Below are 25,015 nucleotides of genomic sequence, written 5' to 3' on the forward strand. Positions count from 1 at the left end.
CCCAAAGGTGTAAATTTTTAATAATTTTATGGTCCTTTAACATAGGAACGAAAAACGCATTACTTTCGTCTAAAATTACAAAATGTTTCTCGAAAATACTGTTAACCACAAAGAACAATTCGGCTGGATAGAAGTTATCTGCGGCTCCATGTTCTCAGGCAAGACCGAGGAACTGATCAGGAGGCTCAAGCGGGCACAATTCGCCAAACAAAAGGTGGAAATCTTCAAACCTATTGTAGATACAAGGTACCACGAGGAAATGGTAGTCTCCCATGATGCAAATGAAATAAGATCCACTCCGGTACCGGCAGCGGCAAACATTCGACTTTTGGCCGATGGTTGTGATGTTGTTGGGATTGATGAAGCTCAATTTTTTGATGATGAAATTGTATCGGTGTGCAATGACTTGGCCAACAAGGGCATACGCGTCTTGGTTGCAGGCCTGGATATGGATTTTAAGGGAAACCCTTTTGGACCCATGCCAGCTTTGATGGCGACAGCGGAATATGTCACCAAAGTACACGCCATTTGCACCCGAACGGGAAATTTGGCCAATTACAGTTTTAGGAAATCTACAAATGATAAATTGGTGCTCCTGGGAGAGACGGACGAGTATGAGCCTTTGAGCAGGGCAGCGTATTACAAGGCGATGCTCAAGGAAAGGGTCCGGAATATGGAGGTCAAGGAAGAACAGGAAATTAAGCAGGATAAAAAAAAGTCGGATGCCTAAAACCACAGAAACTGTTCTTGAAATAGATCTCGGTGCCCTAGAACACAATTACAATTACCTAAGATCCAGAATAAATCCCACGACTAAGTTTTTAGGCGTTGTAAAAGCCTTTGCCTATGGGAATGACTCGGTCAGGATAGCCCAGAAGCTCGAAAGTTTGGGTGTTGATTATTTTGCTGTGGCCTACGCCAAAGAAGGAGTGGTTTTGCGGGATGCAGGGATTAAATCGCCCATTCTGGTTTTACACCCACTACCTTCCGGTTTTGACACCATCATTGAAAGGTGCTTGGAACCCAGTATCTATTCAGAACATATATTGGATACCTTTTTGGAAACCGCCAAAAACCATGGCCAAAAAGATTATCCTGTGCACCTAAAATTCAATACCGGACTTAACCGTTTGGGATTTAAAAAAGATCAAGTGCCAAAAATTACGGACATATTGACCTCAAGAAATGAGGTCAAGGTAGTCTCTATGTTCTCCCATTTGGCGGCTACAGAGGATAAGGATGAGCGTGAATTTACCTTGGGACAGATCGGTACGTTCAAGGAAATTATCCTGGAAGTTGAAGAACGATTGGGATACCGACCCAAATGCCATATTTTGAATACCTCCGGCATTATCAATTATCCGGAAGCCCAGTTTGATATGGTGCGCAGCGGGATTGGACTGTACGGTTATGGTAATGAAGCAGAGGTGGATGCAAAACTCCGTCCTATTGCCACACTAAAAACCATAATTTCGCAACTTCATATTTTGGAGGCCAATGAAAGTGTTGGTTACAATAGGGCATTTAAGGTAGGTTCCAAAAAAGTTACCGCTACCTTGCCCCTTGGACATGCGGACGGTATTGGAAGACCTTATGGAAAAGGGAAGGGGCAGGTCATGATCCATGGAAAAATGGCTCCCATCATCGGAAATGTGTGTATGGATATGATCATGGTAGATGCCACAGGAATCGATTGCAAGGAAGGGGATGAGGTTATTATTTTTGGCCCACAATCCTCAGCTGAAAAAATGGCCAACAGGGCCAATACCATTTCCTATGAATTGCTGACCGGAATCTCCCAACGGGTAAAGCGTGTTTTCTTGGATTCCTGAGACCTCCAAAAATTTTGCAGGCCCCTCTATTTTGGTTACATTGCCAATACATAACCATTAAACTAAAATTACATGGGCTTCTTTAAAGATTTCAAATCCTTTCTGATGAAAGGTGACATCGTCAGTTTGGCCACTGCTGTAGTAATTGGCGGTGCATTCAGCAAAATTGTAAACTCGGCCGTGAATGACATCCTGATGCCAGTTATTGGTATCATTACCGGCGGAACCGATTTTACCCAAAAATTTATCGCCTTGGACGGTAAAAATTATGAGAATTTGGCTGCGGCACAGGAAGCTGGTGCAGCGGTAATGACTTATGGAAATTTAGTTCAGGCCCTGATCAATTTCGTGATCGTTGGTTTGTTCATATTCCTTTTCCTAAAAGCCTATGAAAACACCAAAAAGAAGGAAGAAGCTGCCAAACCAGCGAAGCCTGCAGGACCAAGTCAGGAGCAACTACTGATGGAAATAAGGGATATTCTGGCAAAAAAATAACAATATACCATCCACAACCTTTTAGGATTGTGATGTGCCGCTACACTATTGTAGTATAACCAAAACCACCTAATGCGTTTCGCTGGCGTTTTAGGTGGTTATTTTTTTATATTCTATTTTTACGGCTTTCGCTGTGCACCATGATCCAAGTCTCTAAAGAAGTTGCCCTTAAGCCCATTCTACTGGCAGATCAAGGGCTGTTGATGGAAGTCTCCAGAAGGATATACCTTCCCGTGTATCGCCATCTTTGGACAGACAATGGAGAATTCTATTTTGAGAAGAATTATAGCATTTCCAATCTAAAACAAGAACTGGAAGAGGCTGGTGCGGTCTATTATTTTATATGCTACAAAACAGAAATTATTGGGATTCTTCGTATCGTTTATGGCAGGGAATGTATTGACTTTCCCGGTCAACCAGCAACCAAGCTGCACAGGATCTATTTGGATCCTGAGACCCATGGATTGGGTATAGGCCAACTTTTGATGGATTGGACCATTGACCAGAGTAAGGCCCATCAAAGTTCCCTACTATGGCTGGAGGCCATGGATACCCAAAAGCAATCCCTTCAGTTTTATCGCAAGAACAACTTTCAAGTTTCCGGCAGTTTCAATCTGGAGGTACCCAATATCATCGATGCATGGAAAGGGATGCATCGAATGTTTTTATGTTTGTTATAAATATAACTTTTTGTTATATTTTGATTATTCTTTGCTATAAGACTTGTGCAGTCTTATAGTTTAAGTACATTTGTCGCATAAAATTCATAGACAATGAAAGTAGCTGTTGTTGGTGCCACAGGCATGGTAGGAGAGGTAATGCTGAATGTTCTAAAAGAACGCAACTTCCCTATAACAGAATTGTTATTGGTAGCCTCTGAAAGATCTGTAGGCAAAAAAATGGCCTATAACGGACAGGATTATACCATAATAGGTTTGAACGATGCCGTTGCCGCAAAACCGGAAATTGCCATTTTTTCGGCCGGTGGGGAAACCTCCTTGGAATGGGCCCCTAAATTTGCCGAGGTAGGTACCACGGTCATAGACAATTCCTCTGCTTGGCGTATGGACCCAACCAAGAAATTGGTTGTTCCTGAGATCAATGCCCAAGAATTGACCAAACATGACAAGATTATTGCAAATCCCAACTGTTCTACCATACAAATGGTCATGGTTTTGGCGCCATTGCACAAAAAATATAAAATGAAAAGAGTGGTAGTTTCTACCTACCAATCTGTTTCAGGTACCGGTGTAAAAGCGGTACAACAATTGGAAAATGAAATTGCTGGCATTCAGGGCGAAATGGCCTATCCTTATCCCATTGGTAGAAATGCCCTTCCCCATTGCGATGTATTCTTGGAAAATGGATACACCAAGGAAGAAATGAAATTGGCCAGAGAACCGCAAAAAATATTCAACGACAGGTCTTTTTCCGTGACCGCCACGGCGGTGAGAATCCCAACATCTGGTGGACATTCCGAGTCCGTGAACGTGGAATTCGAAAATGATTTTGAGCTTGCCGAGGTACGCAAAATATTAAGTGAAACTCCGGGAGTGGTAGTACAGGACAATACCGACACCAACACCTATCCCATGCCAATATACGCCCATGGAAAAGACGATGTTTTCGTTGGCCGTATCCGTAGGGACGAGACCCAACGCAATTCCCTGAACATGTGGATCGTTGCCGATAACCTCAGAAAAGGTGCCGCCACCAATGCCATCCAAATTGGGGAGTACCTAATAGCGAACGATTTGGTTTAAACTCAAAACGATGATATTATAAAAAGGGGGGCAAATGCCCCCCTTTTTCGTTATTTATATACTATTATTTTAATGTGAAATAATAGTATCCGGACTACCATCAGGATCACCGTTTACGGTTCCAGAGGCACTTGCATTACCCAAAAGTAATACCCCTGCTGCATGTGGCGCAGCCATAGAAGTACCGTTTATGGTATTGTAACCCCCGTCTTTCCAAGTAGACTTAATGGCCACTCCAGGTGCACAGTAATCTACGGGTGGGTTTCCAAAATTTGAAAAGCTTGCCCAGCCATCGTTGCTATTCATAGCAGAAATGGTATAAATATTGTTCCCATTTACCCTAGCAGGCGAATGGTTGTTTGCATCATCGCTATCGTTTCCTGCCGCCAAAACAAATTTAATCCCATTTTGAGCTGCTGCAGATACCGCATCATCCACAGCTTGGGAAACCGGCCCGCCCAAACTCATATTGGCCACATCGCCATTACTTCCATTGGCAGCAACATAATCTATTCCTGCAATTACACCGGAATACGAGCCACTACCCCTACTATCCAAAACTTTTACCGGAATAACCTTGGCACCTGGGGCCACCCCAATAACACCAATATCATTATTGATGGCTGCAATGGTTCCTGCTACATGAGAGCCATGTCCATTCCCATCATCCAAAGACCTACCGTCCTTACCTGAAGAAAAGGCGTTAAAACCTATTGAAGCATCTACATTTAAATCGGGATGGTCCAAATCAATTCCTGTGTCCAAGATCCATGCTACATTAGTTCCGGTATATGGGACACCTCCATTAACCCGAGCAATTCCCCACGGCGTTTCTTGAGGGTCGGATCCACCACCCCCATTGCCGGGACCTTTTCCTGGAGGCGGAGCCAGGGTGATCATTTGGTCTTTTTCTATATATGCAACTCGCTTATCCGTTTTTAACTTTGTCACGTCTTCTTTGGTCAATTTGGAGGATATTCCATTGAATACTTTGCTATAGCTATTGCTTATTTCATAAGCTCCTACTTTGTTTTCAACAAACATTTTTTCTGCCGCTGATTGTACCGCAAGGCGGGCGGCCTTATGATCATTGCCAAACTTTGCACCGATATCTCCGGTGACCTTTTGATTAAAAACAATGATATAACTCCCTTCTATAATTTGGCTAGATTGGGACACTATAGATTCCTCTGTTTCAAAAGATGTGTTGTCAATGTCAATAATCTGATCTTCTTGATCGGAACAAGAAGCAATTAACAATGCCATGGTGACACCAATGGCAGTACCCTTAAAAATACTTTTTTTCATTATTGGTTGGTTTTTGGTTTTTGGTTTTTCTAAAACTAGAAATAATATTTGTTTTTTAAACTTTTTACACCAAAAAAGTTAAAATTTTTAACAATTCTCTTTCACAATTACAGTGTGAATACAAAAATTGTTCAAATTTTGAAATTTCAAAGCTGTCAGAAACCACGTTTATCCTTATTGTGCTTTATTCCCGTGTATCTTAAATTATGTTAAAACCTAAGTACAATATTTATTATCAAGATTTTTTATTGGTATTTTTAGCTGATAAGGCTAAAAAAAACTATGAAAAAAACATTTGTACTCCTTGCATCGGCAACACTCTTCGTCGCATGCAAAAACACTCCTAAAAAAGAATTGATCTCTGTGAATTACCCTCCCACCAAGAAAGTAGATACCACCAATACCTATTTTGGAACCGAAGTAAAAGACCCCTACCGATGGCTAGAGGACGATAGAAGTGCCGAGACCGAAGCTTGGGTCAAAGCCCAAAACACAACAACGTTTGGTTACCTGGAAAAGATACCATTCCGACAAGATCTAAAAAATCGACTGGAAAAATTATGGAACTATGAAAAACTGGGATCTCCGTTCAATGAGGGAGACTATACATATTTCTATAAAAACGACGGACTACAGAACCAATATGTGGTATATCGTAAAAAAGGTGACGGGGAGGCAGAAATATTCCTGGATCCCAACACTTTTTCAGAAGATGGCACCACCTCCTTGGCTGGTCTTAATTTTACCAAAGACGGTTCCATGGCAGCCTATTCAATTTCCGAAGGCGGTAGCGATTGGCGCAAGGTTATCGTCATGAATGCCGTAACCAAAGAAATAGTTGAGGACACCCTGGTGGACATTAAGTTCAGCGGTGTTTCCTGGAAGGGAAATGAAGGGTTCTACTATTCCAGTTATGACAAACCCAAAGGAAGTGAACTCTCGGCAAAGACAGATCAACACAAACTTTATTACCACAAATTGGGCACCCCCCAAAAAAGTGATCAACTCATATATGGAGGCACCCCTGAAGAGAAACATCGCTATATCAACGGTACGGTCACGGAAGATGAGCGCTACCTCTTCATTTATCCAAGGATCTCTACTTCTGGCAATAAATTGTTGATGAAGGACCTGACCAAGCCCAACAGCAACATCATTACGGTCCTCGACCATGCCGATACGGATACCTACGTCATAGAGAATGTTGGTTCCAAACTGTACATCAGGACCAATATGGATGCACCGAACCAAAAGGTAGTCACCGTGGATGCCAACAACCCCATGCCCAAAAATTGGAAAGATTTTATCCCTGAGACCGAAAATGTGCTCAGTCCGGGTAAAGGAGGTGGCTATTTCTTTGCGGAATATATGGTAGATGCCATTTCCAAGGTGTACCAGTACGACTATAATGGTAAAATGGTTCGGGAAGTGAAACTTCCGGGCATTGGAAGTGCCTCCGGCTTTGGGGGCAAAAAAGAAGACAAGGATTTTTATTTTTCCTTTACCAATTACAACACTCCTGGTTCTTCTTACAAGTACAATGTGGAAACGGGAAATTATAGTCTCTATTGGAAACCGGAAATTGACTTCAATCCAAACGACTATGAATCCAAGCAGGTATTTTATAGCTCGAAGGACGGCACCAAAGTACCCATGATCATCACCTACAAAAAGGGCTTGGAGCTCAATGGTAAAAATCCGACAATCCTTTATGGCTATGGAGGATTTAATGTAAGCCTTACTCCTTCTTTCAGTATTGTCAATGCCGTTTGGATGGAACAGGGAGGCGTCTATGCCGTTCCCAATCTTAGAGGTGGGGGGGAATATGGAAAAAAATGGCATGATGCCGGGATCAAGACCAAAAAACAAAACGTATTCGACGATTTTATTGCCGCTGCCGAATATCTTATTGAGAACAAGTATACTTCCTCAGAATTCTTGGCTATCAGAGGTGGTTCCAATGGAGGTTTGCTGGTGGGTGCTACCATGACACAGCGCCCCGATCTTATGAAGGTGGCCTTACCCGCTGTGGGGGTATTGGATATGTTGCGCTATCACACCTTTACTGCTGGTGCAGGCTGGGCCTATGATTACGGTACAGCAGAGGAGAGCAAGGAAATGTTTGAATACCTCAAAGCATATTCCCCAGTGCACAATGTAAAAAAAGGAACTTCCTATCCCGCTACCTTGGTCACCACGGGGGATCACGATGATCGGGTAGTTCCCGCCCACAGTTTTAAATTTGCGGCAGCGTTACAGGAAAACCAAAGTGGTGACAACCCCACCCTAATCCGTATTGAGACCAATGCGGGCCATGGTGCAGGTACCCCTGTAAGCAAGACCATTGAACAATACGCAGATATTTACGGCTTTACTCTTTACAATATGGGCTTTGAAAAATTGCCCAACCAAGCCGTTTTGAAAGAATTTAAGGACTAAACAATTTGTCCAAATCATATAAATCCGTTCCCATTGGGAGCGGATTTTTTAATACCACACCCTCATAACCCTTTTTTAGCGTAATTTTATACCATGTTAAAAGTCAATTCCATTTCTTTTGGATACACCGCAAAAATGGTGCTGAAAGACCTAAACTTCACTGCCGAGAAAGGAGAGCACCTTTCCATTATTGGAGAGAGTGGCTGCGGTAAAAGCACCTTATTGAAGATTATTTACGGACTACTTCAGCCCGATGAGGGTACCGTTTCCTGGAACGACAAACAGGTGCTTGGACCCGATTTTAATCTGGTACCCGGTGAAAAATACATGAAATACCTATCCCAAGATTTTGACCTCATGCCCTTTACCACAGTCGAGGAAAATGTGAGCAAATATCTTTCCGTATTTTATCCGGAGGAACTGAAAGAGAGGACAGACCAGCTATTAGAGATGATAGAGATGGAAGATTTTGCCAAGACCAAGGTCAAGAATCTGAGCGGAGGACAACAACAGCGCGTAGCCCTGGCCCGGGTACTGGCCCAAGAGCCGGAAGTACTCTTATTGGATGAACCCTTTAGCCACATAGACAATTTTAGAACCAACAGTTTTAGAAAAAACCTGTTTACCTATTTAAAGCGAAAAGGGATTACATGTCTGGTGGCCACCCACGATATGGATGATGTATTGCCCTATGCTGATCAATTGATTGTATTGAAGGACCAAGAGATCCTTGCCCATGATACCCCAAAAAATCTGTACCGTCAGCCAAAATATATATATACCGCATCTCTTTTTGGGGAAGTCAACGTGGTGCCTATACAGCTGCTGAAACAATATGCCAAGATCAACAAATCCATATTGATCTATCCTCATGAATTTCAGGTGTCGGAAAAATCTGGGTTGAGGGTTCGGGTAAAAAAATCCTTCTTCAAAGGGAGCCATTACTTACATGAAGGTCTTACCGATGACGGAGAGACCCTTTTGTTTACTTACAAGGACAACTTAAAAGCGGAAACCAAAGTATATTTAAATGTTGGCCTGGACACGATCAATGCAAGAATAGCCTAAGTATTTTGGATAAAGACGCTATAATCAAGGAACTGGAATTTAAGGCGGTACGAAGCAGTGGTGCCGGTGGACAGCATGTGAACAAGGTTTCCACCAAGGTGGAACTGTATTTTGATGTGGCGGCATCCTCTGCCCTTTCGGAAAATGAAAAAGAAAGGGTTTATACCAAACTCAAAAACCGACTTACCAATGAAAAGGTGTTGCTATTGTATGGCGGTGTGAGCCGAAGCCAACACAAAAACAAAGCGTTGGTAGTCAAGAAGTTTTTGGAGCTTATGCGCTCTGCCCTGACCGTAGCCAAAAAAAGAAGACCCACCAAACCCAAGAGATCGGCCGTGGAAAAGCGCTTGAAATTGAAATTAAAGAACGCGCAGAAGAAAAGTTTGAGGGGCAAACCCAAATTGGAATGAATTTCGCAACAACCGACTTAACCAATAGCTTCGATGACAATTACCTTGCCATTGAATATTACCTGATCATGCTCCGTTTTGCCCAACAATAATTTACCAATTGGGGTGTTGGGGGCAATGGCATAGTAAATAACACCATCAATACGCACTTCTCCAGCGCTTATAGCAACGTAGTACCGATGAGTGTTGGTATGCACCAGACTGCCCAGAGAAACCGTGTTAGAGGTCCCCAAAAGAGGCACCCGCTTGAAAAGTTCCTGCACCTTTTGGATTTCCGATAACTGCACCCCAAGCTTTTCCCGTTCCAATTGCATCATGGCCCGCCCGGTCTCATGTTTGTCCCCTGCACTGCTCTTGGTCTCGGAACCCAGGGCCTCTTGTATTCCCTGTATATTGCTATGCACACGTTGCAGCCTTTTTTGGATGAAGGCCTCACAGTGGTGATAGAGCTGTTGTTTTACGGGATCGATTTCCATTGGAATTCCTTTTCTTAGACCATTTCTGCCAATTCTTTGCCTATAAGGCTACCGATGGCGATCCCCATTCCCCCTAAACGTACTCCACAAAATACATTTTCCGAGATAGGTTTTATGATAGGACGCTTTTGGGCCCCCATTCCCATGATACCGCTCCACCGTTGATCCACTTCAAATGGGGTCTCCGGTAATATGATGTGTTTCAAAATTTCTTCCAGCTTATGTTGTATCAGCGGGGTCTGTCCAAAGGCATAGGTCTCCTCAGCTTTAAAATCGAGGTTACGCCCGCCCCCAAAAAGAATCCTGTCCTCTATGTTTCTGAAATAATAGTAGCCTTCATCCAGATGAAAGGTCCCCTTGATCCTTAAATTATGTATGGGTTTGGTAATAAGTACTTGTGCCCTAGCAGGCTGCACATCTTCCTGGATCAATTGGGCGGCAAACCCATTGGTCGCCACCAGCAACTTACGGGACGAGAACTCAAATTGATCTGTCTTTACGGATACATGCCCATGGGCATCTTCGATGGATTCCACCCGAATGGCATTTAGTATCACCACCCCGGTGTTTTGAACCTTTTGCAATAAGGTGGACATCATCCTGCCAGTATCTATTTGGGATTCGAAGGTATTGGTAACATACTGCTGCTGTATTCCCTTAAAATCAAAGCTATTCGGATGGGCCTTAAATCCGTCGTTCCCAAATACGGGTTCCAGCAATTCGTTGACCATACCTATATTTTCCAAACAATTCTGATATAGTTCCTCATGGGCTTCCATAAAGACCTCATGCCCGCCATGGTTCTGGAAATCCATGTTCGCATCCCCAATATTATGGCGCAGGAGCGCTACCCCGTCCCAACGTTTTTTTACCAGTTGCATGACTTGATCTTCGGAATGCTGTTTTAAATCGGCCAATATCTCGGATATACTCCCAAAGCAGGCAAATCCAGCATTTTTGGTGCTGGCACCCTGTGGTAGGATTCCTTTTTCCAGCACCAATATCTTGGCGGATGGAAAGCGTTTCCTCAGTTGTAATGCACAGTTTAATCCAACAATACCACTGCCCACAATGGTATAATCAATATTGGACAACCAAGTTTTGTATTCCCAGTAACTTAAATTCACGTACAGCTATTTTTAACGGTCATAAAAATAAGGGATATCCTTTTAGCAAGAACTATCGATTGACTTAAAAGCCCTTCACAATTCCATTTTCTCAACTCCGAACTACTCAAAAAAAAAACTCCGGCAAATACCGGAGTTCTTGTTTTATTCTTCTTCTTGCGGAGCCATGGCCCAACTTTCCATGAATTTGGTGGTATAGTTACCGGCCAAATAATCCGGATGGTCCATTAACTGTCTGTGGAAAGGTATGGTTGTCTTTATCCCTTCAATCACGAACTCGTCCAAGGCACGCTTCATCTTATTGATGGCTTCCTCTCTTGTCTGGGCCGTTGTAATAAGCTTGGCGATCATGGAATCATAGTTTGGTGGAATGGTATATCCACTGTACACATGGGTGTCCAAACGGATACCATGTCCTCCAGGAGTGTGCAAAGTTGTAATTTTCCCTGGGGACGGTCTAAACCCGTTGTAGGGATCCTCTGCATTGATTCGGCATTCTATGGAGTGCAATTTAGGCGTGTAGTTCTTTCCTGAAATGGGAACTCCCGCGGCCACTAATATTTGCTCTCTGATCAAATCGTAATCTATTACCTGCTCCGTTATGGGATGCTCAACCTGGATTCTGGTGTTCATTTCCATAAAATAGAAGTTCCTGTGCTTGTCCACCAAAAATTCGATGGTTCCTGCACCTTCATATTTTATAAACTCGGCAGCTTTAACGGCGGCCTTACCCATGTCCTCCCTTAACTTATCTGTCATAAATGGAGAAGGAGTTTCCTCTGTCAGTTTTTGGTGACGTCTTTGGATGGAACAATCCCTTTCGGAAAGGTGACATGCCTTCCCATACTGGTCACCTACAACTTGTATTTCGATATGCCTTGGCTCCTCGATCAATTTTTCCATGTACATGGCCCCGTTACCAAAAGCAGCCGAAGCTTCCTGAACAGCACTATTGTACAATTTTTCCATTTCCTCCTCTTTCCAAACTGCACGCATACCTTTACCTCCACCACCTGCGGTGGCTTTGATCATAACAGGATAACCCACTACTTTGGCTGTTTTTTTGGCATCCTCCACGGATTTCAGTAATCCATCAGATCCTGGTACAATGGGAACACCTGCCTTTTTCATGGTTTCTTTGGCCGTCGCCTTATCTCCCATCTTATCGATCTGATCTCCAGAAGCTCCAATAAATTTTATATCGTGCTCGGCACAGATTCTTGAGAATTTGGAATTTTCGGAAAGAAAACCATATCCTGGATGGATGGCATCTGCATTGGTAATTTCGGCTGCAGCGATGATATTGGGTATCTTTAAATAAGACTCGCTACTTGGGGCTGGACCTATACAAACTGCTTCATCGGCGAACCTCACGTGTAAGCTCTCCTCATCGGCCTTAGAATAAACCGCAACCGTTTTTATGCCCATTTCCTTACAGGTCCTGATAATACGCAGTGCTATTTCACCCCTATTGGCAATAAGTATTTTTTTAAACATCTTTTGAAGTTTTAAATTTTGAATTCTAAATTTTAAATGATTTTAAATGACCAAAAAAATTTGTCATTCAAAATTCAGCATTTAAAAATTCTTATGACGGATCTACTAAGAAAAGGGGTTGATCAAATTCTACAGGAGAAGAATCATCCACCAATACTTTTACAATCTTTCCTGAAACTTCAGATTCAATATCATTGAAAAGTTTCATGGCTTCAATCACACAAAGGACATCTCCTTTGTTGATTGTGCTTCCAACTTCAACAAAAACAGGCTTGTCAGGGGATGGTTTTCTATAAAAAGTTCCAATGATAGGGGATTTTATAGTGATATATTTTGAATTTTCATCAGCCTTGGCAGGCGCAGCCTCTTTGGCAGGAGCTTCTGCAACAGGTGCAGCTTGCATTGGTGCCATTTGGTTCTGAGCCATTGGGATCTGTTGAACATAGGTGGTCTCCATTCCGGAACCTGCTGCTCCAGTTCGGATGGTGATCTTGATATCATCCATTTCCAGTTTTACTTCGCTGGCACCCGATTTAGCCACAAATTTAATTAAGTTTTGAATTTCTTTAATATCCATGGAATTCGATTTAATTTTAATTCTATTATAAGTTAGTCAGTTTATTATGAATTGTACGCCCATTTCAGATAAATGGACCCCCATGTGAAGCCACCACCAAAAGCGGCAAATACCAAATTATCACCTTTTTTGAACCTTTGCTCAAAATCGGCCAATAAAAGTGGTAAGGTCGCAGAAGTGGTATTCCCATATTTTTGAATGTTCACCAAAACCTTGGCATCATCCAAGCCCATGCGGCTGGCCGTGGCATTGATGATCCTCATATTCGCTTGGTGGGGCAACAACCAGGACACATCGCTATCGGTCAGGTTATTGCGTTCCATTATTTTTGCGGCTGCATCTGCCATATTGGAGACCGCAAATTTAAATACCGATTTGCCATCCTGGAACACATAGTGCTGACGGTTTTTAACCGTTTCCAAAGAGGCGGGCAACTGTGATCCCCCGGCATCAATTTTCAAGAAGTTTCTTCCCACACCATCCGATCTTAGGTATTCGTCCTGAAGTCCGAGTCCTTCTTCGTTCGGTTCGAACAAAGCGGCTCCGGCACCATCTCCAAAAATGATACAGGTGGTCCTATCCGTATAGTCTATAATGGAAGACATTTTATCGGCCCCGATAAGCAATACTTTTTTGTATCGGCCGGATTCAATATAGCTGGCTGCCGTGGACATCCCGTATAAAAAACTGGAACAGGCTGCCTGAAGGTCGTAACCAAAGGCATTGGTGGCACCAATCTCCGAGGCCACATAGGCAGCGGTACAAGAAACTTGTAAGTCCGGAGTTGCCGTGGCCACAATGATCAGGTCTATTTCGGTAGGGTCAAGATTTCTCTTTTCAATAAGTTGCTCAGCGGCCTTTATGGCCATATAAGAAGTTCCTGCACCTTCCTTTTTCAGTATTCTTCTTTCCTTGATTCCAGTCCTACTGGTTATCCATTCATCATTGGTATCTACCATCTCTTCCAATAGCTTATTGGTCAAAATGAAGTCAGGAACATATGCCCCCACAGCGGTTATGGCTGCTGATAGTTTGCTCATCCTAAATGTGATTTTTGAATCAAAAACATTAAAAAATGCTTCAAAAGTGGTGAAAATTAGTGATTTTTTACGACTTATACGGTTAAAAGTTTCAGTTTTTGAATTTGAACCTGTGCCATAAAAAAACTCCCACTCTTTTAAAGTGGGAGTTCAATATTATATGAAAACCTAATTAAGCTGCAGCTTCCTCAGTTTTATCGATCAAAATTTGACCTCTGTAGTATAATTTACCTTCGTGCCAGTGAGCTCTGTGGTACAAATGCATTTCGCCAGTTGTTGGGTCTTTAGCAATTGTTGGAGCTACTGCTTTGTAATGAGTTCTCCTCTTATCTCTTCTGGTTTTTGAAATTTTTCTTTTTGGATGTGCCATTGTAAACCTTATTTATCTTTTAATAACTTTTTTAAAGCATCCCACCGGGGATCTGTGTTGTTTCCTTTGTTTTCCTTTATCTCTTTTGGTTGCAATTCTTCCAATTTGGCTATGGCTTCCGATTCCAAGGTGCCATCCAGAACGCCCGGATGTACTCTTTTCTGCGGTATGGCCAAGACCAACATCTCGTAAACATATTGTGCAATGTTGATCTGATGCTCCCCATGGGGAATAATTAATATTTCATCATTCTCATCATTGTACTCGTCTCCAAATTTTACCACCAACTCCAAAGAGGAAGTGATTTTTTGGTCGAATGGTTCATTGGTGACATCGCAATTCACGTTAACCGTTCCTTTTGCGTGCATCTCCAACTCCAACATAGTACTCATCTTATTCAATGTTACGTGCAAATTTATATTTGCCCCATTGACATCGTCGTACTCAAAAGATTCAAAGAACTCATTTTTTATTTTATACTCAAACTCATGCTTCCCCTGCTTCAATCCTGAAAAAGGAATAGCAAATTCCTTATGCTTCGTCATGTTTAACACTGGTTTAGAGTATCCGCCCACCTAAAAGGCGGGTGCAAAGATACTATTATTTTAATAATTCCAAACTTTTTAAACCTTAAATATACCTATTTTTTGACCCTAATCCCAAAGGGCACAACTTTTTACCTCTTTCGCAATCCCCAAGGGTTCCCTTAAAATCCAAAGATACGTTTATCTCGTGGGTTTCAATTTTTGCTTTTTCAATGGGTTACTGGTCAATTCCCGGTACTCTTCCCTGTTCCTGAAAATGTGGATTGCCGTGAACACCGCCTCCTTGAACGAACTGTGGTCTGCCTTTCCCTTCCCCGCTATCTCATAAGCTGTGCCGTGATCGGGGGATGTTCTCACCTTTCTGAGGCCCGCCGTATAGTTGACTCCTTTTCCGAACGATAGGGTCTTAAAGGGAATGAGGCCCTGATCGTGGTAGGCCGCTAGGATAGCGTCAAAATTTTTATACCCGTCAGAACCAAAAAAGCTGTCGGCCGAATAGGGGCCGTAAACCAAATGTCCGGCATCCATAAGTTCCTTGATAACGGGTTTTAAAACCTCATCATCCTCCTTGCCAATTACTCCGTTGTCCCCACTGTGCGGGTTGATTCCCAAAAGTGCGATACGCGGCTTTCGGATCCCAAAATCCATTTTCAATGAATTTTCAATGGTCTTTATCTTGCTCTTCACCAATTTGGAATTGATGGCTGCAGGGGCGTCCTTGACCGCCACGTGATCCGTCAACAACCCTACTTTTAGATCGTCAGTCACCATAAACATCAGGCTTTCTCCCTGTAGTTCCTTGGCCAAATAATCGGTATGTCCTGGAAAATTGAAGTCCTTGGACTGTATATTGTTCTTATTGATCGGAGCTGTGACCAACACATCTATCTCATCCTTTTTAAGGGCATCTACGGCAGCTACGAGCGACTTCAGGGCAAATTCCCCTCCCTGGGGCGTGGCCTCGCCGAAGGTGATCTCGGGCGTGTCCTTCCAAACATTCATGACGTTGATCTTGCCATCCAGGGCCTTGGAAACTTCCTGTATGCCATTGTAGTTGATCTCTATGCCCAGCTCGGTCTTTTGAAAAGAAATAACCTTATTGGAGGCAAAAATGATAGGGGTACAAAAATCTAGCATTCTAGCATCCTCAAAAGTTTTGAGCACAACCTCGCATCCGATGCCATTTAAATCCCCAATGGATATGCCCAGTTTTATTTTTTCGCTTTCCTGCATGGTATCGTTACCTTTATGTCTAATTTTACACTACAAAACTACTTAATTAAAACGACACATGTTTACAGGGATTATTGAAACTTTAGGGGAAGTAAAACAATTGAAAAAAGATGGGGGAAATTTGCATATTACCGTAAACTCATCCATCACCCATGAGCTTAAAATAGACCAAAGTGTTGCCCATAACGGTGTTTGTCTAACGGTGGTTGCACTAAACGGCGACAATTACACCGTAACAGCAATTGAAGAAACCTTAGAAAAAACAAATTTGGACCTTCTAAAGGAGGGGGAGCTCATAAATCTGGAACGCGCCATGATCCTGGGTTCGCGTTTGGACGGACACCTTGTCCAAGGGCATGTGGACCAAACCGGCACCTGTATTGCCATTGACCAAAAAGATGGGAGTTGGATGTTTACCTTTGAATACGAACCCTCCACAAACAATGTCACCATCGAAAAAGGATCCATTACTATTGACGGCACCAGTTTAACCGTAGTAGCTTCCAAAAAGAATCTTTTTAGTGTAGCTATTATTCCCTACACCTTTGAACATACCAGGTTTAAAAACTATACCGTAGGCACAGTGGTGAACTTGGAGTTTGACGTCATCGGAAAATATGTTTCCAGGTTGATGGGACTGCAGGAATAGATTTTTCCTGTCCATTACTTCTTAAGACGGAAGCCAAGGTCGTTGGAATGTTGGCTGGAGCAAGGACTACTTTTCAAAAAAGGAAATGGACGAACCTACCCAATCATCGTTGGACAGGTAGGACACATTGATCAAATCCCCCTTGTTCATACGGGTAAGGTTGATCACCGGCATGAGTCGGCCTTCCTTTTCACTCCACGTATACAGGATGCGCAGTTCCACCTTGGAATTTGCACCACTTGGGGTCTTTACGATAGGGACGTACCTTACCTTGGATTGAAGAATGTAATTGTGCTTGTCCACTATACCCTCAATAAATTCTAGTGTTGGATTTAGATTGATGCCTTTCCCTGCGAAAGAAAACAAGGGCTTTAACACATAAGTGCTCAAATCCAATTCTTTTGGAAAATCATTCAGGTAGTAGGATTGCGGGATGTTTTTGTGCTTTAGCATGGGCATAATGCATTTGGAGATCATAAAAAACCAATCGGGGTGCGTTACCCAATCCACTTCCACATCATCCGTAAGGTTGAAATCTGTTTTAAGGTCCGGCATCTGCAAAAGCTCATCCAAAATAACCCGATTGTAAATGCGCTTGATCTTGATTTTTCTTCCCTCCTTTTCATAGAATAGGTTTTTGCCCTCCTTGATTACCTTGGTCAAACAAAGGACCTCAATACCCAGAGCCTGCTTTGTGACCCAAAAATCTATTCTTGTTTTCTGTTTCTCCGGGAAAATTTCCAAAAGCACCACCTGCTCCGGATTTTCATCGCCCACGATGACCCTTCTTAGTTCCTCAAGATAGCCAGCTTCGTCCAAACCATTAAAGAAATAATGGAACCCTTCTTGTGGAATTTGAGGATAATTTTTCAAAAAAGTCTTCCCCAGTAAGGCCTGGTACAAAAAGAGTGAGGGAAATGATTGTAGCTCAATCAGTTTCGGGGCTATACCGCCATTCCCGTCCTCACAAATGCCAAAGTCTATGGCTAAAAAATGCGGATTCCCCAAGGCCAATGGCGATTGTAGCTTTTTGGGAATAAACCTTTCCCGGATCTCATTAAAGTCAATTTCCCACAATTGCTCTACAATGGCATCACATGCATCAAAAACTTCTTTTTTTAATTTTTTACTGATAAAAAAGGGAGTCTCCGATATTCGGAATGCACAAGGTTCGCCCACAATCTGCGCAAGATCATTTTTAAGATTTTCATAATTCTCCTGTTTAAAATGCTCATTAAACGCCTCGCGAACCTTTTCTATCATATGGGAAGTAATTTTGATTCTTTTATGGACAAAGCGGCCTGATTTAGAAAACCAGGGATCATGGTATTGTGTGTCCTTACAATTTTGTCCTCATCCTCCAGGTGCTCCAACATATTAAGGTACTTCTTCTTTCCGTGATGTTTGATGACCAAAGCCCTTTTATCATCCCGGTTGAAGTATTTCAACATCCCTTCAGAATCGGCCTCAGGATGAAATTGCACCCCAAAGATCTCTTTGGAAAAACGTATGCCCATTACCGCCCTCTCCAAGGGAATATGCGGCCTTATCTTTTCTTTACATAAAATTTCTGCACCAAACTGCTCCATTTTCCTGTCTTTGGGCTTAACTACTTGGTAATCCCTAGAATCTACCGCAAAAAATGGATTCATCAAGCCTTCAAACAAAGGCTCTGTCAGTCCGGCTTTTGTCTTGTGTACCGGCATAACCCCAAAGGACGTTGACTTGCGTTTGTTCACTTTCGCCAAATCCCAATGCAGGCAGGCCAATTGAAATGAGTGGCATATCAAGAACAGATGCTTTTTGTTCTGGTGATCCTTATTATGGTTCAAGATAGAGTCCAAAAACGCAAAATAGGGTTCCTCCCAATTTTCATTGGCAATAAATGGTGCTCCTGGACCCCCTGAGGATATAAAAATATCATAATCGGCAGTATCCGGTATCTCGTTGGAATTGCGCACCTCAAAAACAGTATACTGTCCAACAACATCATCCTGGGACAAAAATTGTTCCACCAATTTTTTTATGCAGCGCATACCCTCGTTCACACGGCCTGCATTCATGTCCAGGACGGCGATATTATAGCTCATCTTCATAAGATCATTCTTTTTCAAGAGGGCAAAATTACTCATTTTACTTCTTATCTTTCTGAAAACCAGGTTAAATTATAGACCTAGGGATGTTTGACCGACCACATATTTGATAACCTCCTTTAAATCATTGGTCTCTTTAAAAACTTTCAACTGCCTATCCGCTCCAGAACCTTGCTCCAACATCTGATAGACAAAATTCACCTCTTTGCGGCACCCGAGTTCATCCACAACATCATCTATAAACTCCAATAACTCCCGTATCAACACCTCAAATGGCACCTCTTCCTCCTTGCCGAAATCGATCAATTTGGCCTCCATGCCCCAACGGGCTGCTCGCCATTTGTTCTCGTTGATCAATACCCTGCGGTACGATCTAAAACTCTGGTTCTTTTGGTGCAGCCTGTGCAATTTGGCAATAATACATTGCATAATGGCGGCAATACAGATTACCTCATCTACGGTCTGGACCATATCACAGATCCTGAATTCCACAGTTGGGTAGAAAGGGTGTAAACGTATATCCCACCAGATTTTCTTGCCGTTATCAATACAATTTGTCTTAACAAGGATCTCAACAAACTTGTCATACTCGGCAACACTCGCAAAATATGGAGGTATCCCGGTACGTGGAAACTTGTCAAAAATTTTGGATCGGTACGACTTAAATCCGGTTTCCCGTGCCTCCCAAAAGGGTGAATTGGTAGATAGGGCATAGAGATGCGGCAAGAAATAGCGTGCCACATTCATGATCTGCAGACCTTCCTCCCTGCTAGGAATCCCAACATGGACATGTAATCCAAAAATAAGGTTGGACCTGGCCACATCCTTCATCTCTTCAATTAGGGCATCATACCTGGGATCGGGTGTGATCAATTGGTCACACCAATGGGAAAAAGGATGGGTTCCTGCAGCGGCAACCTTTAGTCCTTCCGCTCCGGCCAATTCTATGACCTGCTGCCTTAGATAAGAAACCTCATCCCGTGCCTGTTGAATGTTCTCACAAATATTGGTGCCCATTTCCACAACAGCCTGGTGCATTTCTTCCTTGATTCGTTCCTTCAGGAGCACCTTTCCCCCTTCGTATATTTTGGACATGTGCGACCTTAGCGTAAGGGTATCGCTATCCAAAATTTGAAATTCCTCTTCAATTCCCAATGTGAACTTTTTCATAGAACGTTGCCTTATGATTAGATTTTAGCGCCCAATCTGTTTTGCGGATATGGACCCCAACTTATTTTTTAGTTGTCTTTTTTGGTGCCGCCTTTTTGGCTGCTGCTTTTACCGGTTTCTCCAAGGCTCCCTTGGCTTTTGCCGGTGCCTTTTTTACCACTGTCTTTTTAGCTTCCGCAGCGGTCTTAAGCGGACTCTTAGCAGCAGTTTTCTTGGGTGGTGCCACAGAATTCCTGACAAAGGATCCCCAACTGCTGTTATTTTGCTGTGGCTTGTGGGCAGCGGCCATTTCTACGGCCAATTTGGCGGCGTGTTCCACGATCCACTCAAAATTGGCATGGCCCACAGAGTTGATATCTGCATCTGGGGCAGGATTACAAAAATCTATGGCTATGGGCACTCCATTGCGTACGGCAAATTCAACCGTGTTGAAGTCGTACCCCAAAGCCTTGTTGAGCTTCAACGTATAATCGTGAATAGTTTTCATGAGCTTTTTGTGCTCTTCTCCCGTTGTTTTAGGAGTGGTGTCATAGCGCAAATGGGGCTCATTCCTTGGCTCGTAGGGCATAATATGTACATATTTTTGACCCAAGCAATACACCCTGTAATAATCTTCGAAGACAATTTCTTCCTGAAGCATCATCACCAACTGTCCTGTCTCTCCATATTTGTTGAAAAAATCATCCGGATTGTCCACCCTGTACACATTCTTCCATCCTCCCCCGGCATGTGGCTTCATGTAGGCGGGAAAACCGATATAATTGAAAATATAATCCCAATCCAATGGTGCTTCCAGGTTTCGGAACGACGTTTCGGTAGTATCGTCCGGTCTTTCCTTTGAGGGCAACAGAATGGTCTTTGGCACGGGTACCCCCAATTGGATGGACAGGCAATTATTGAAAAATTTCTCGTCCGCACTCCACCAGAAGGGATTGTTGACGATGGTAGTGCCCATAAGGGAGGCATTTTTCAGATATGCCCTGTAAAAAGGAACTTCTTGGGAGATCCTATCAAAAATGACATGATAACCATAATCGATACCCTGTTGCACCTTATCTATCTTCACGGGTTCGGCAACCACCTTGCCATTTCCCAATTCGTTCACCTTATTGATAAATGCCCAGGGAAAGGTATCTTCCATCCCAAACAGTATTCCTACTTTCTTAACCATAATATTTTGTATTTAAGTTTGTATTTAGTTTAAAAATAACGCCCTACATATTCCGGAAATGCCATTTTCCAAAGGGGCCAATCGTGCTCTATCCATTTCTTTTCATCATACCAATGGTGAATTCCCTTTTCGTTCAAAACATGGGACATATGTAAATTTTTGGGCCTACAACTATCCCAATCAGAGGTGCTGAGAACAATCTCCATATGATTGTATTTCCAAGGTTCCTCATTGCGCATAAACTCATCCGGACAATTGAAATAAATGGCCATATCATCTGAAAGTGGCGTAAAATTTCTAATGTTAAAGACGCCCGACATGGAGAACAGGTGGGAAACCAGACTGGGAAACCTAAAAGCGGTGTTTCCGGCATGATAGCCGCCAAAACTACAGCCCCCAACAGCGATACGCTCCGTATTACACTGATTTTGGATGTAGGGAATCAGTTCGGTCTGAAGAAACCTCATATAAAGCTCATAGCGTTGAATTTTAATTTCAGACTGCAAATGATCGTCGTAAAACGTAAGCATGTCCAAGGTCTCCACATTATAGAGCTTGATCCGCCCTTGTTCTATGAAGTGCATCACCGACTGGTTGAGCCCAAAATCATTGTTTTGGGTATACTGACCACCGGATGATGGGAACAATAAAATAGGATATCCCCAATGCCCTGTTATTTCTACATTGATATTCCTATCCAATGTGTTAGAATAATATTGAATGTGTTGAATTTCAGCCATAGAGTTAAATATACTTTAAAAATGTTAAAAATCCCTTACAATTGAGCATGTATTGCAATGGTTTTTAAGGTAATTGTTATACTTGCAGACCTTTAGAAGAAAAAATGCAGTTTGAAAGTGAATTTATAGGATTAAAAGGAAACCTCTATTCCAAGTTTTTAGGGCGAAAGGTGACGTTTAGACTGGTCGCACCCCCTCACTACAAGGATTCCGAAACGCCCTTCCCGGTTTTATTGATGAACGATGGGCAGGATTTTGTGCATTTGGAATTGGAGAAAACCCTACCTACTGCATTTTCATCCAAAACGGGAAAGCCTTTTATTTATGTGGGCATTGAGGCCAACAACAATCGCATCCAAGAATACGGCACGGCCTCCTCACCAGATTTTAAGGGTCGCGGCGCCAGGGCCAAAAACTACTCCAAATTCCTGATCGAGGAATTTATTCCATTTTTAAGATCGGAGTTCAAGGTTTCCCCGGATGCCCAAGACTGGGTGTACTGCGGCATGTCTTTGGGAGGGTTATCGGCTTTTGATATCGTGTACAACAATGCACAGTATTTTGGAAAAGTAGGCGTTTTTAGTGGCTCCTTTTGGTGGCGCAACAAAGCGTATGCAGCCAATGATGTAGAGGACCGTAGCCGAATCGTGCTGGACGTGGTCAAAAAAGGTAACTTCAACCCACATCTCAAATTTTGGTTCCAGTGTGGCACTGAGGACGAAACTGCAGACCGGAACAACAATGGCATCATAGATTCTATAGATGATACCACAGATGTGATCAAAGAACTGCAAGAAAAAGGCTATACCTTCCCAGGCGATATTACCTATGTTGAACTGGACGGTGGAAAGCACAATTTGAAGACTTGGGCCAAGGTATTCCCCAAATTCACCCATTGGGCTTTTGGCACCAATTAATCAATCGTTCTGTACCCATATCATTTTGTATTGTAACCTTGAATTTACAAGGAGGTGATCTGTTTGCCTTTTTTCGGCTATTTTTGTTCATACCTAACCAACCACGATCATGATCCTCCCATTATCCTTGGATATTACAGCTACTTCTTGGGCATTGGCAGGAACTGCTGCCTGTGTGATCGGGATTTCCAAAGCGGGCATTAAAGGGATTGCCATCATCAATGTTACCCTTATGGCACTCGCTTTTGGCGCAAAGGAATCTACGGGACTACTGGTTCCCTTGTTGGTCGTGGGAGATATTTTCGCTGTGATCTATTACCACAGGCATACCCAATGGCGCTATATTATAAGACTTTTGCCTTGGGTGGTTCTTGGGGTTGTTTTTGGGGTCTATATAGGTAAAGACTTACCCGCAAAAACTTTTAAAATTGGAATGTCCGTTATCATTTTGGGCAGCGTTCTTATGATGTATTGGTGGGATCAAAAGAAATCCAAGAAGGTGCCTACCCATTGGGCATTTGCAGGATTTATTGGCATATTGGCAGGCATTACCACGATGATCGGAAATTTGGCGGGTGCATTTTCCAATATCTTCTTTTTGGCCATGCGTCTTCCCAAAAATGAATTCATTGGCACTGCGGCCTGGCTGTTCTTTATTGTCAATCTCTTAAAATTGCCCTTTCACTACTTTGTATGGGAAACCATTACTCCAGATACACTGATGGTAAACCTAAAGCTTTTGCCCGGTATTCTTATAGGCCTATTTATAGGTATACGCCTGGTAAAGATTATTAAGGACGATTTTTACCGAAAAATGATCCTGGCACTCACAGCCATAGGGGCCGTCATCATATTATTCCGTTAAAAGAATATCGGACTGCCCCTAAATCCGTAAAAATTACATAAGGACCACTTTTCTTAATAATTTGTTAAAAACTCAGATTTTCCTTAACTTACAGGAGTTAAATTAACTTCTATGGATGCCTATAAAAAAATAATACTAGATAAAATCTGTATCGGTATAATGTTGCTAGCCATTGCTTTCCTTATCACTTCCTTCTTTAACGTATTTCCCAATGACTTTTTCCATGAGGTGGGTCATTCTTTTGCCAATTCCCTTAATAACTTCAATAACGGGCTCGCTTCCAATTAAGGTCACACTCCAAATATGTCCCTGAACAATTTGAATGACGAATTTATTGTACACTCCCCAAAATCCCGGTGCGTGAAGAATATTCTCAAAACTTTTTGACAAGTTTCTACTCTAAAACACAAAGCGCCCATAAACTTCACTAATTTCAATGGTCTAAAACTAGAAGAGGTCATGTGTAAAATATCTGAGGAAATTAAGTTGTGCTCTTGCGCTACGCATATGGATAGTATCAATAATATGTGGAGGTTGAAATCCTATACCAAACCACAAATAGTTTTTGGGGAATATTACCCATCACTACCTCAACATAGTAAACAGGAAATCCTGAACCACAGGATTTTATTGGACAAGCTGAACAGTAAAAATTTATTCGATTTTGAGTATGAGCCTCAAGAGGGAGACCTTTTGGAAATTAGCATCTGTGTGGACGAGGGCCATGGCAAATTTGTATTTTTTACCTTCTATCACGAAGATGGGAAATGGACAGATAGAGCTCCTTTTTGTATGGATGAAAAAGATGGGATCAAGGATGGAGGCTACATTAAAAATGGAATTTAGTTTCTTTCAAAAACATAAACTATGGCCAAGGTCCATTTTTGAACCTTCCCAAACAAAAAAGTCCGACCTAGAAGACTAGATTGGATTCTATTTCTGTGGTCCCATCTGCGTTAGTTCGCCATGCTCATGGACCAGAGAAAGATCACTCCCGGAAATAGAAAACTTCGATTCGCACGCGCGAATCTTTTCTTTCATTTCCGAACAAAAGCCAGGGTATACCAAGCTATGTTTCCGAAAATGAAAAAACCCACACCTGATGGTGTGGGTTTTCTGATTGATGTGGTCCCACCTGGGCTCGAACCAGGGACCACCTGATTATGAGTCAGGTGCTCTAACCAACTGAGCTATAGGACCCGCAAATTGCGGATGCAATATTACTATTTA

General features: G+C 42.6%; 27 protein-coding genes and 1 tRNA gene. 12 read left to right on the plus strand and 16 right to left on the minus strand.

What is annotated here, in order from left to right; genetic code table 11:
- The first annotated feature begins 82 nt into the window (after window positions 1–82).
- From WAA86_RS01380 to WAA86_RS01400, 5 genes are all read left to right on the plus strand, one after another.
- A complete protein-coding gene (locus WAA86_RS01380; protein WP_337299175.1) occupies window positions 83–730 on the plus strand; it encodes a thymidine kinase in 648 nt (215 codons plus the stop codon).
- Window positions 723–1,832, plus strand: coding sequence for an alanine racemase (gene alr, locus WAA86_RS01385; RefSeq protein ID WP_337299176.1), 1,110 nt, complete (start codon window positions 723–725; stop codon window positions 1,830–1,832). Before WAA86_RS01380 ends, alr begins: the two co-directional genes overlap by 8 nt.
- Before the next feature lie 72 nt (window positions 1,833–1,904).
- Window positions 1,905–2,327 carry a large conductance mechanosensitive channel protein MscL gene (gene mscL, locus WAA86_RS01390; RefSeq protein WP_337299177.1) on the plus strand — a complete coding sequence of 141 codons (423 nt, stop codon included), beginning with the start codon at window positions 1,905–1,907 and terminating at the stop codon, window positions 2,325–2,327.
- A 140-nt stretch (window positions 2,328–2,467) separates the two neighbouring features.
- The gene (locus WAA86_RS01395; RefSeq protein ID WP_337299178.1) at window positions 2,468–3,007 is read left to right on the plus strand and encodes a GNAT family N-acetyltransferase; all 540 of its coding nucleotides are present in this window, start codon (window positions 2,468–2,470) and stop codon (window positions 3,005–3,007) included.
- A 93-nt stretch (window positions 3,008–3,100) separates the two neighbouring features.
- Window positions 3,101–4,090: an aspartate-semialdehyde dehydrogenase gene (locus tag WAA86_RS01400; protein WP_337299179.1), complete on the plus strand. Its 990-nt coding sequence runs from the start codon at window positions 3,101–3,103 to the stop codon at window positions 4,088–4,090.
- A 69-nt stretch (window positions 4,091–4,159) separates the two neighbouring features.
- On the opposite strand, the gene WAA86_RS01405 is transcribed toward WAA86_RS01400, so the two are convergent.
- Window positions 4,160–5,398 carry a S8 family serine peptidase gene (locus WAA86_RS01405; RefSeq protein ID WP_337299180.1) on the minus strand — a complete coding sequence of 413 codons (1,239 nt, stop codon included), beginning with the start codon at window positions 5,396–5,398 and terminating at the stop codon, window positions 4,160–4,162.
- A gap of 282 nt (window positions 5,399–5,680) precedes the next feature.
- On the opposite strand from WAA86_RS01405, the gene WAA86_RS01410 reads away from it, so the two are divergent.
- The 3 genes from WAA86_RS01410 to arfB all read left to right on the plus strand — a co-directional run bounded on the left by WAA86_RS01410 (window position 5,681) and on the right by arfB (window position 9,315).
- Window positions 5,681–7,837 (plus strand): prolyl oligopeptidase family serine peptidase, encoded by a 2,157-nt coding sequence (locus WAA86_RS01410; RefSeq protein ID WP_337299181.1) that lies wholly within the window; start codon window positions 5,681–5,683, stop codon window positions 7,835–7,837.
- A gap of 93 nt (window positions 7,838–7,930) precedes the next feature.
- Window positions 7,931–8,905 (plus strand): ABC transporter ATP-binding protein, encoded by a 975-nt coding sequence (locus tag WAA86_RS01415; protein ID WP_337299182.1) that lies wholly within the window; start codon window positions 7,931–7,933, stop codon window positions 8,903–8,905.
- Window positions 8,906–8,910: 5 nt separating this feature from the next.
- Window positions 8,911–9,315, plus strand: a complete 405-nt coding sequence (gene arfB / locus WAA86_RS01420; RefSeq protein WP_337299183.1) for an alternative ribosome rescue aminoacyl-tRNA hydrolase ArfB — start codon at window positions 8,911–8,913, stop codon at window positions 9,313–9,315.
- A 17-nt stretch (window positions 9,316–9,332) separates the two neighbouring features.
- Here arfB and WAA86_RS01425 read toward each other — a convergent pair whose 3' ends face one another.
- The 8 genes from WAA86_RS01425 to pdxA form a co-directional block, all read right to left on the minus strand.
- Window positions 9,333–9,791: a 3-oxoacyl-ACP synthase gene (locus WAA86_RS01425; RefSeq protein WP_337299184.1), complete on the minus strand. Its 459-nt coding sequence runs from the start codon at window positions 9,789–9,791 to the stop codon at window positions 9,333–9,335.
- Window positions 9,792–9,805: 14 nt separating this feature from the next.
- Window positions 9,806–10,918, minus strand: coding sequence for an NAD(P)/FAD-dependent oxidoreductase (locus WAA86_RS01430; protein ID WP_337299185.1), 1,113 nt, complete (start codon window positions 10,916–10,918; stop codon window positions 9,806–9,808).
- Between the two features lie 144 nt (window positions 10,919–11,062).
- Window positions 11,063–12,415, minus strand: coding sequence for an acetyl-CoA carboxylase biotin carboxylase subunit (gene accC / locus WAA86_RS01435; RefSeq protein WP_337299186.1), 1,353 nt, complete (start codon window positions 12,413–12,415; stop codon window positions 11,063–11,065).
- 91 nt (window positions 12,416–12,506) lie between these two features.
- Window positions 12,507–12,992, minus strand: coding sequence for an acetyl-CoA carboxylase biotin carboxyl carrier protein (gene accB, locus WAA86_RS01440; protein WP_337299187.1), 486 nt, complete (start codon window positions 12,990–12,992; stop codon window positions 12,507–12,509).
- Window positions 12,993–13,036: 44 nt separating this feature from the next.
- Window positions 13,037–14,032 (minus strand): beta-ketoacyl-ACP synthase III, encoded by a 996-nt coding sequence (locus WAA86_RS01445; protein WP_337299188.1) that lies wholly within the window; start codon window positions 14,030–14,032, stop codon window positions 13,037–13,039.
- A 172-nt stretch (window positions 14,033–14,204) separates the two neighbouring features.
- Window positions 14,205–14,402, minus strand: coding sequence for a 50S ribosomal protein L32 (gene rpmF / locus WAA86_RS01450; protein ID WP_062057070.1), 198 nt, complete (start codon window positions 14,400–14,402; stop codon window positions 14,205–14,207).
- A gap of 8 nt (window positions 14,403–14,410) precedes the next feature.
- On the minus strand, window positions 14,411–14,947 hold the full coding sequence (locus WAA86_RS01455; protein ID WP_337299189.1) for a YceD family protein: 537 nt from the start codon (window positions 14,945–14,947) through the stop codon (window positions 14,411–14,413).
- A 180-nt stretch (window positions 14,948–15,127) separates the two neighbouring features.
- On the minus strand, window positions 15,128–16,180 hold the full coding sequence (pdxA, locus tag WAA86_RS01460) for a 4-hydroxythreonine-4-phosphate dehydrogenase PdxA (protein ID WP_337299190.1): 1,053 nt from the start codon (window positions 16,178–16,180) through the stop codon (window positions 15,128–15,130).
- Between the two features lie 58 nt (window positions 16,181–16,238).
- Here pdxA and WAA86_RS01465 point away from each other — a divergent pair, with 58 nt between their 5' ends.
- Complete coding sequence (locus tag WAA86_RS01465; RefSeq protein WP_337299191.1) at window positions 16,239–16,829, plus strand: riboflavin synthase; 591 nt, start codon at window positions 16,239–16,241, stop codon at window positions 16,827–16,829.
- 66 nt (window positions 16,830–16,895) lie between these two features.
- Here WAA86_RS01465 and WAA86_RS01470 read toward each other — a convergent pair whose 3' ends face one another.
- The 5 genes from WAA86_RS01470 to WAA86_RS01490 form a co-directional block, all read right to left on the minus strand.
- Window positions 16,896–18,092 (minus strand): hypothetical protein, encoded by a 1,197-nt coding sequence (locus WAA86_RS01470; RefSeq protein WP_337299192.1) that lies wholly within the window; start codon window positions 18,090–18,092, stop codon window positions 16,896–16,898.
- Window positions 18,089–18,961 carry a type 1 glutamine amidotransferase gene (locus tag WAA86_RS01475; protein ID WP_337299193.1) on the minus strand — a complete coding sequence of 291 codons (873 nt, stop codon included), beginning with the start codon at window positions 18,959–18,961 and terminating at the stop codon, window positions 18,089–18,091. The genes WAA86_RS01470 and WAA86_RS01475 overlap by 4 nt, the downstream gene beginning before the upstream one ends.
- A gap of 33 nt (window positions 18,962–18,994) precedes the next feature.
- Window positions 18,995–20,092 (minus strand): carboxylate-amine ligase, encoded by a 1,098-nt coding sequence (locus tag WAA86_RS01480; RefSeq protein WP_337299194.1) that lies wholly within the window; start codon window positions 20,090–20,092, stop codon window positions 18,995–18,997.
- Window positions 20,093–20,153: 61 nt separating this feature from the next.
- On the minus strand, window positions 20,154–21,263 hold the full coding sequence (locus WAA86_RS01485) for an ATP-grasp domain-containing protein (RefSeq protein ID WP_337299195.1): 1,110 nt from the start codon (window positions 21,261–21,263) through the stop codon (window positions 20,154–20,156).
- 29 nt (window positions 21,264–21,292) lie between these two features.
- Window positions 21,293–22,003: an alpha/beta hydrolase-fold protein gene (locus tag WAA86_RS01490; protein ID WP_337299196.1), complete on the minus strand. Its 711-nt coding sequence runs from the start codon at window positions 22,001–22,003 to the stop codon at window positions 21,293–21,295.
- Window positions 22,004–22,107: 104 nt separating this feature from the next.
- On the opposite strand from WAA86_RS01490, the gene WAA86_RS01495 reads away from it, so the two are divergent.
- Window positions 22,108–22,920 carry an alpha/beta hydrolase gene (locus tag WAA86_RS01495; RefSeq protein WP_337299197.1) on the plus strand — a complete coding sequence of 271 codons (813 nt, stop codon included), beginning with the start codon at window positions 22,108–22,110 and terminating at the stop codon, window positions 22,918–22,920.
- A 109-nt stretch (window positions 22,921–23,029) separates the two neighbouring features.
- The gene (locus WAA86_RS01500) at window positions 23,030–23,785 is read left to right on the plus strand and encodes a sulfite exporter TauE/SafE family protein (protein ID WP_337299198.1); all 756 of its coding nucleotides are present in this window, start codon (window positions 23,030–23,032) and stop codon (window positions 23,783–23,785) included.
- A gap of 165 nt (window positions 23,786–23,950) precedes the next feature.
- Here the strand turns inward: WAA86_RS01500 and WAA86_RS01505 are convergent, their stop codons facing one another.
- A complete protein-coding gene (locus tag WAA86_RS01505) occupies window positions 23,951–24,175 on the minus strand; it encodes a hypothetical protein (protein ID WP_337299199.1) in 225 nt (74 codons plus the stop codon).
- A 69-nt stretch (window positions 24,176–24,244) separates the two neighbouring features.
- Here WAA86_RS01505 and WAA86_RS01510 point away from each other — a divergent pair, with 69 nt between their 5' ends.
- The gene (locus tag WAA86_RS01510) at window positions 24,245–24,631 is read left to right on the plus strand and encodes a hypothetical protein (RefSeq protein ID WP_337299200.1); all 387 of its coding nucleotides are present in this window, start codon (window positions 24,245–24,247) and stop codon (window positions 24,629–24,631) included.
- Window positions 24,632–24,911: 280 nt separating this feature from the next.
- On the opposite strand, the gene WAA86_RS01515 is transcribed toward WAA86_RS01510, so the two are convergent.
- Window positions 24,912–24,985 (minus strand) — tRNA-Ile (locus WAA86_RS01515).
- Window positions 24,986–25,015 lie beyond the last annotated feature (30 nt).

Origin of the sequence: Sediminicola sp. 1XM1-17 (genome assembly GCF_037203765.1) — a bacterium.
GTDB lineage: Bacteria > Bacteroidota > Bacteroidia > Flavobacteriales > Flavobacteriaceae > Sediminicola.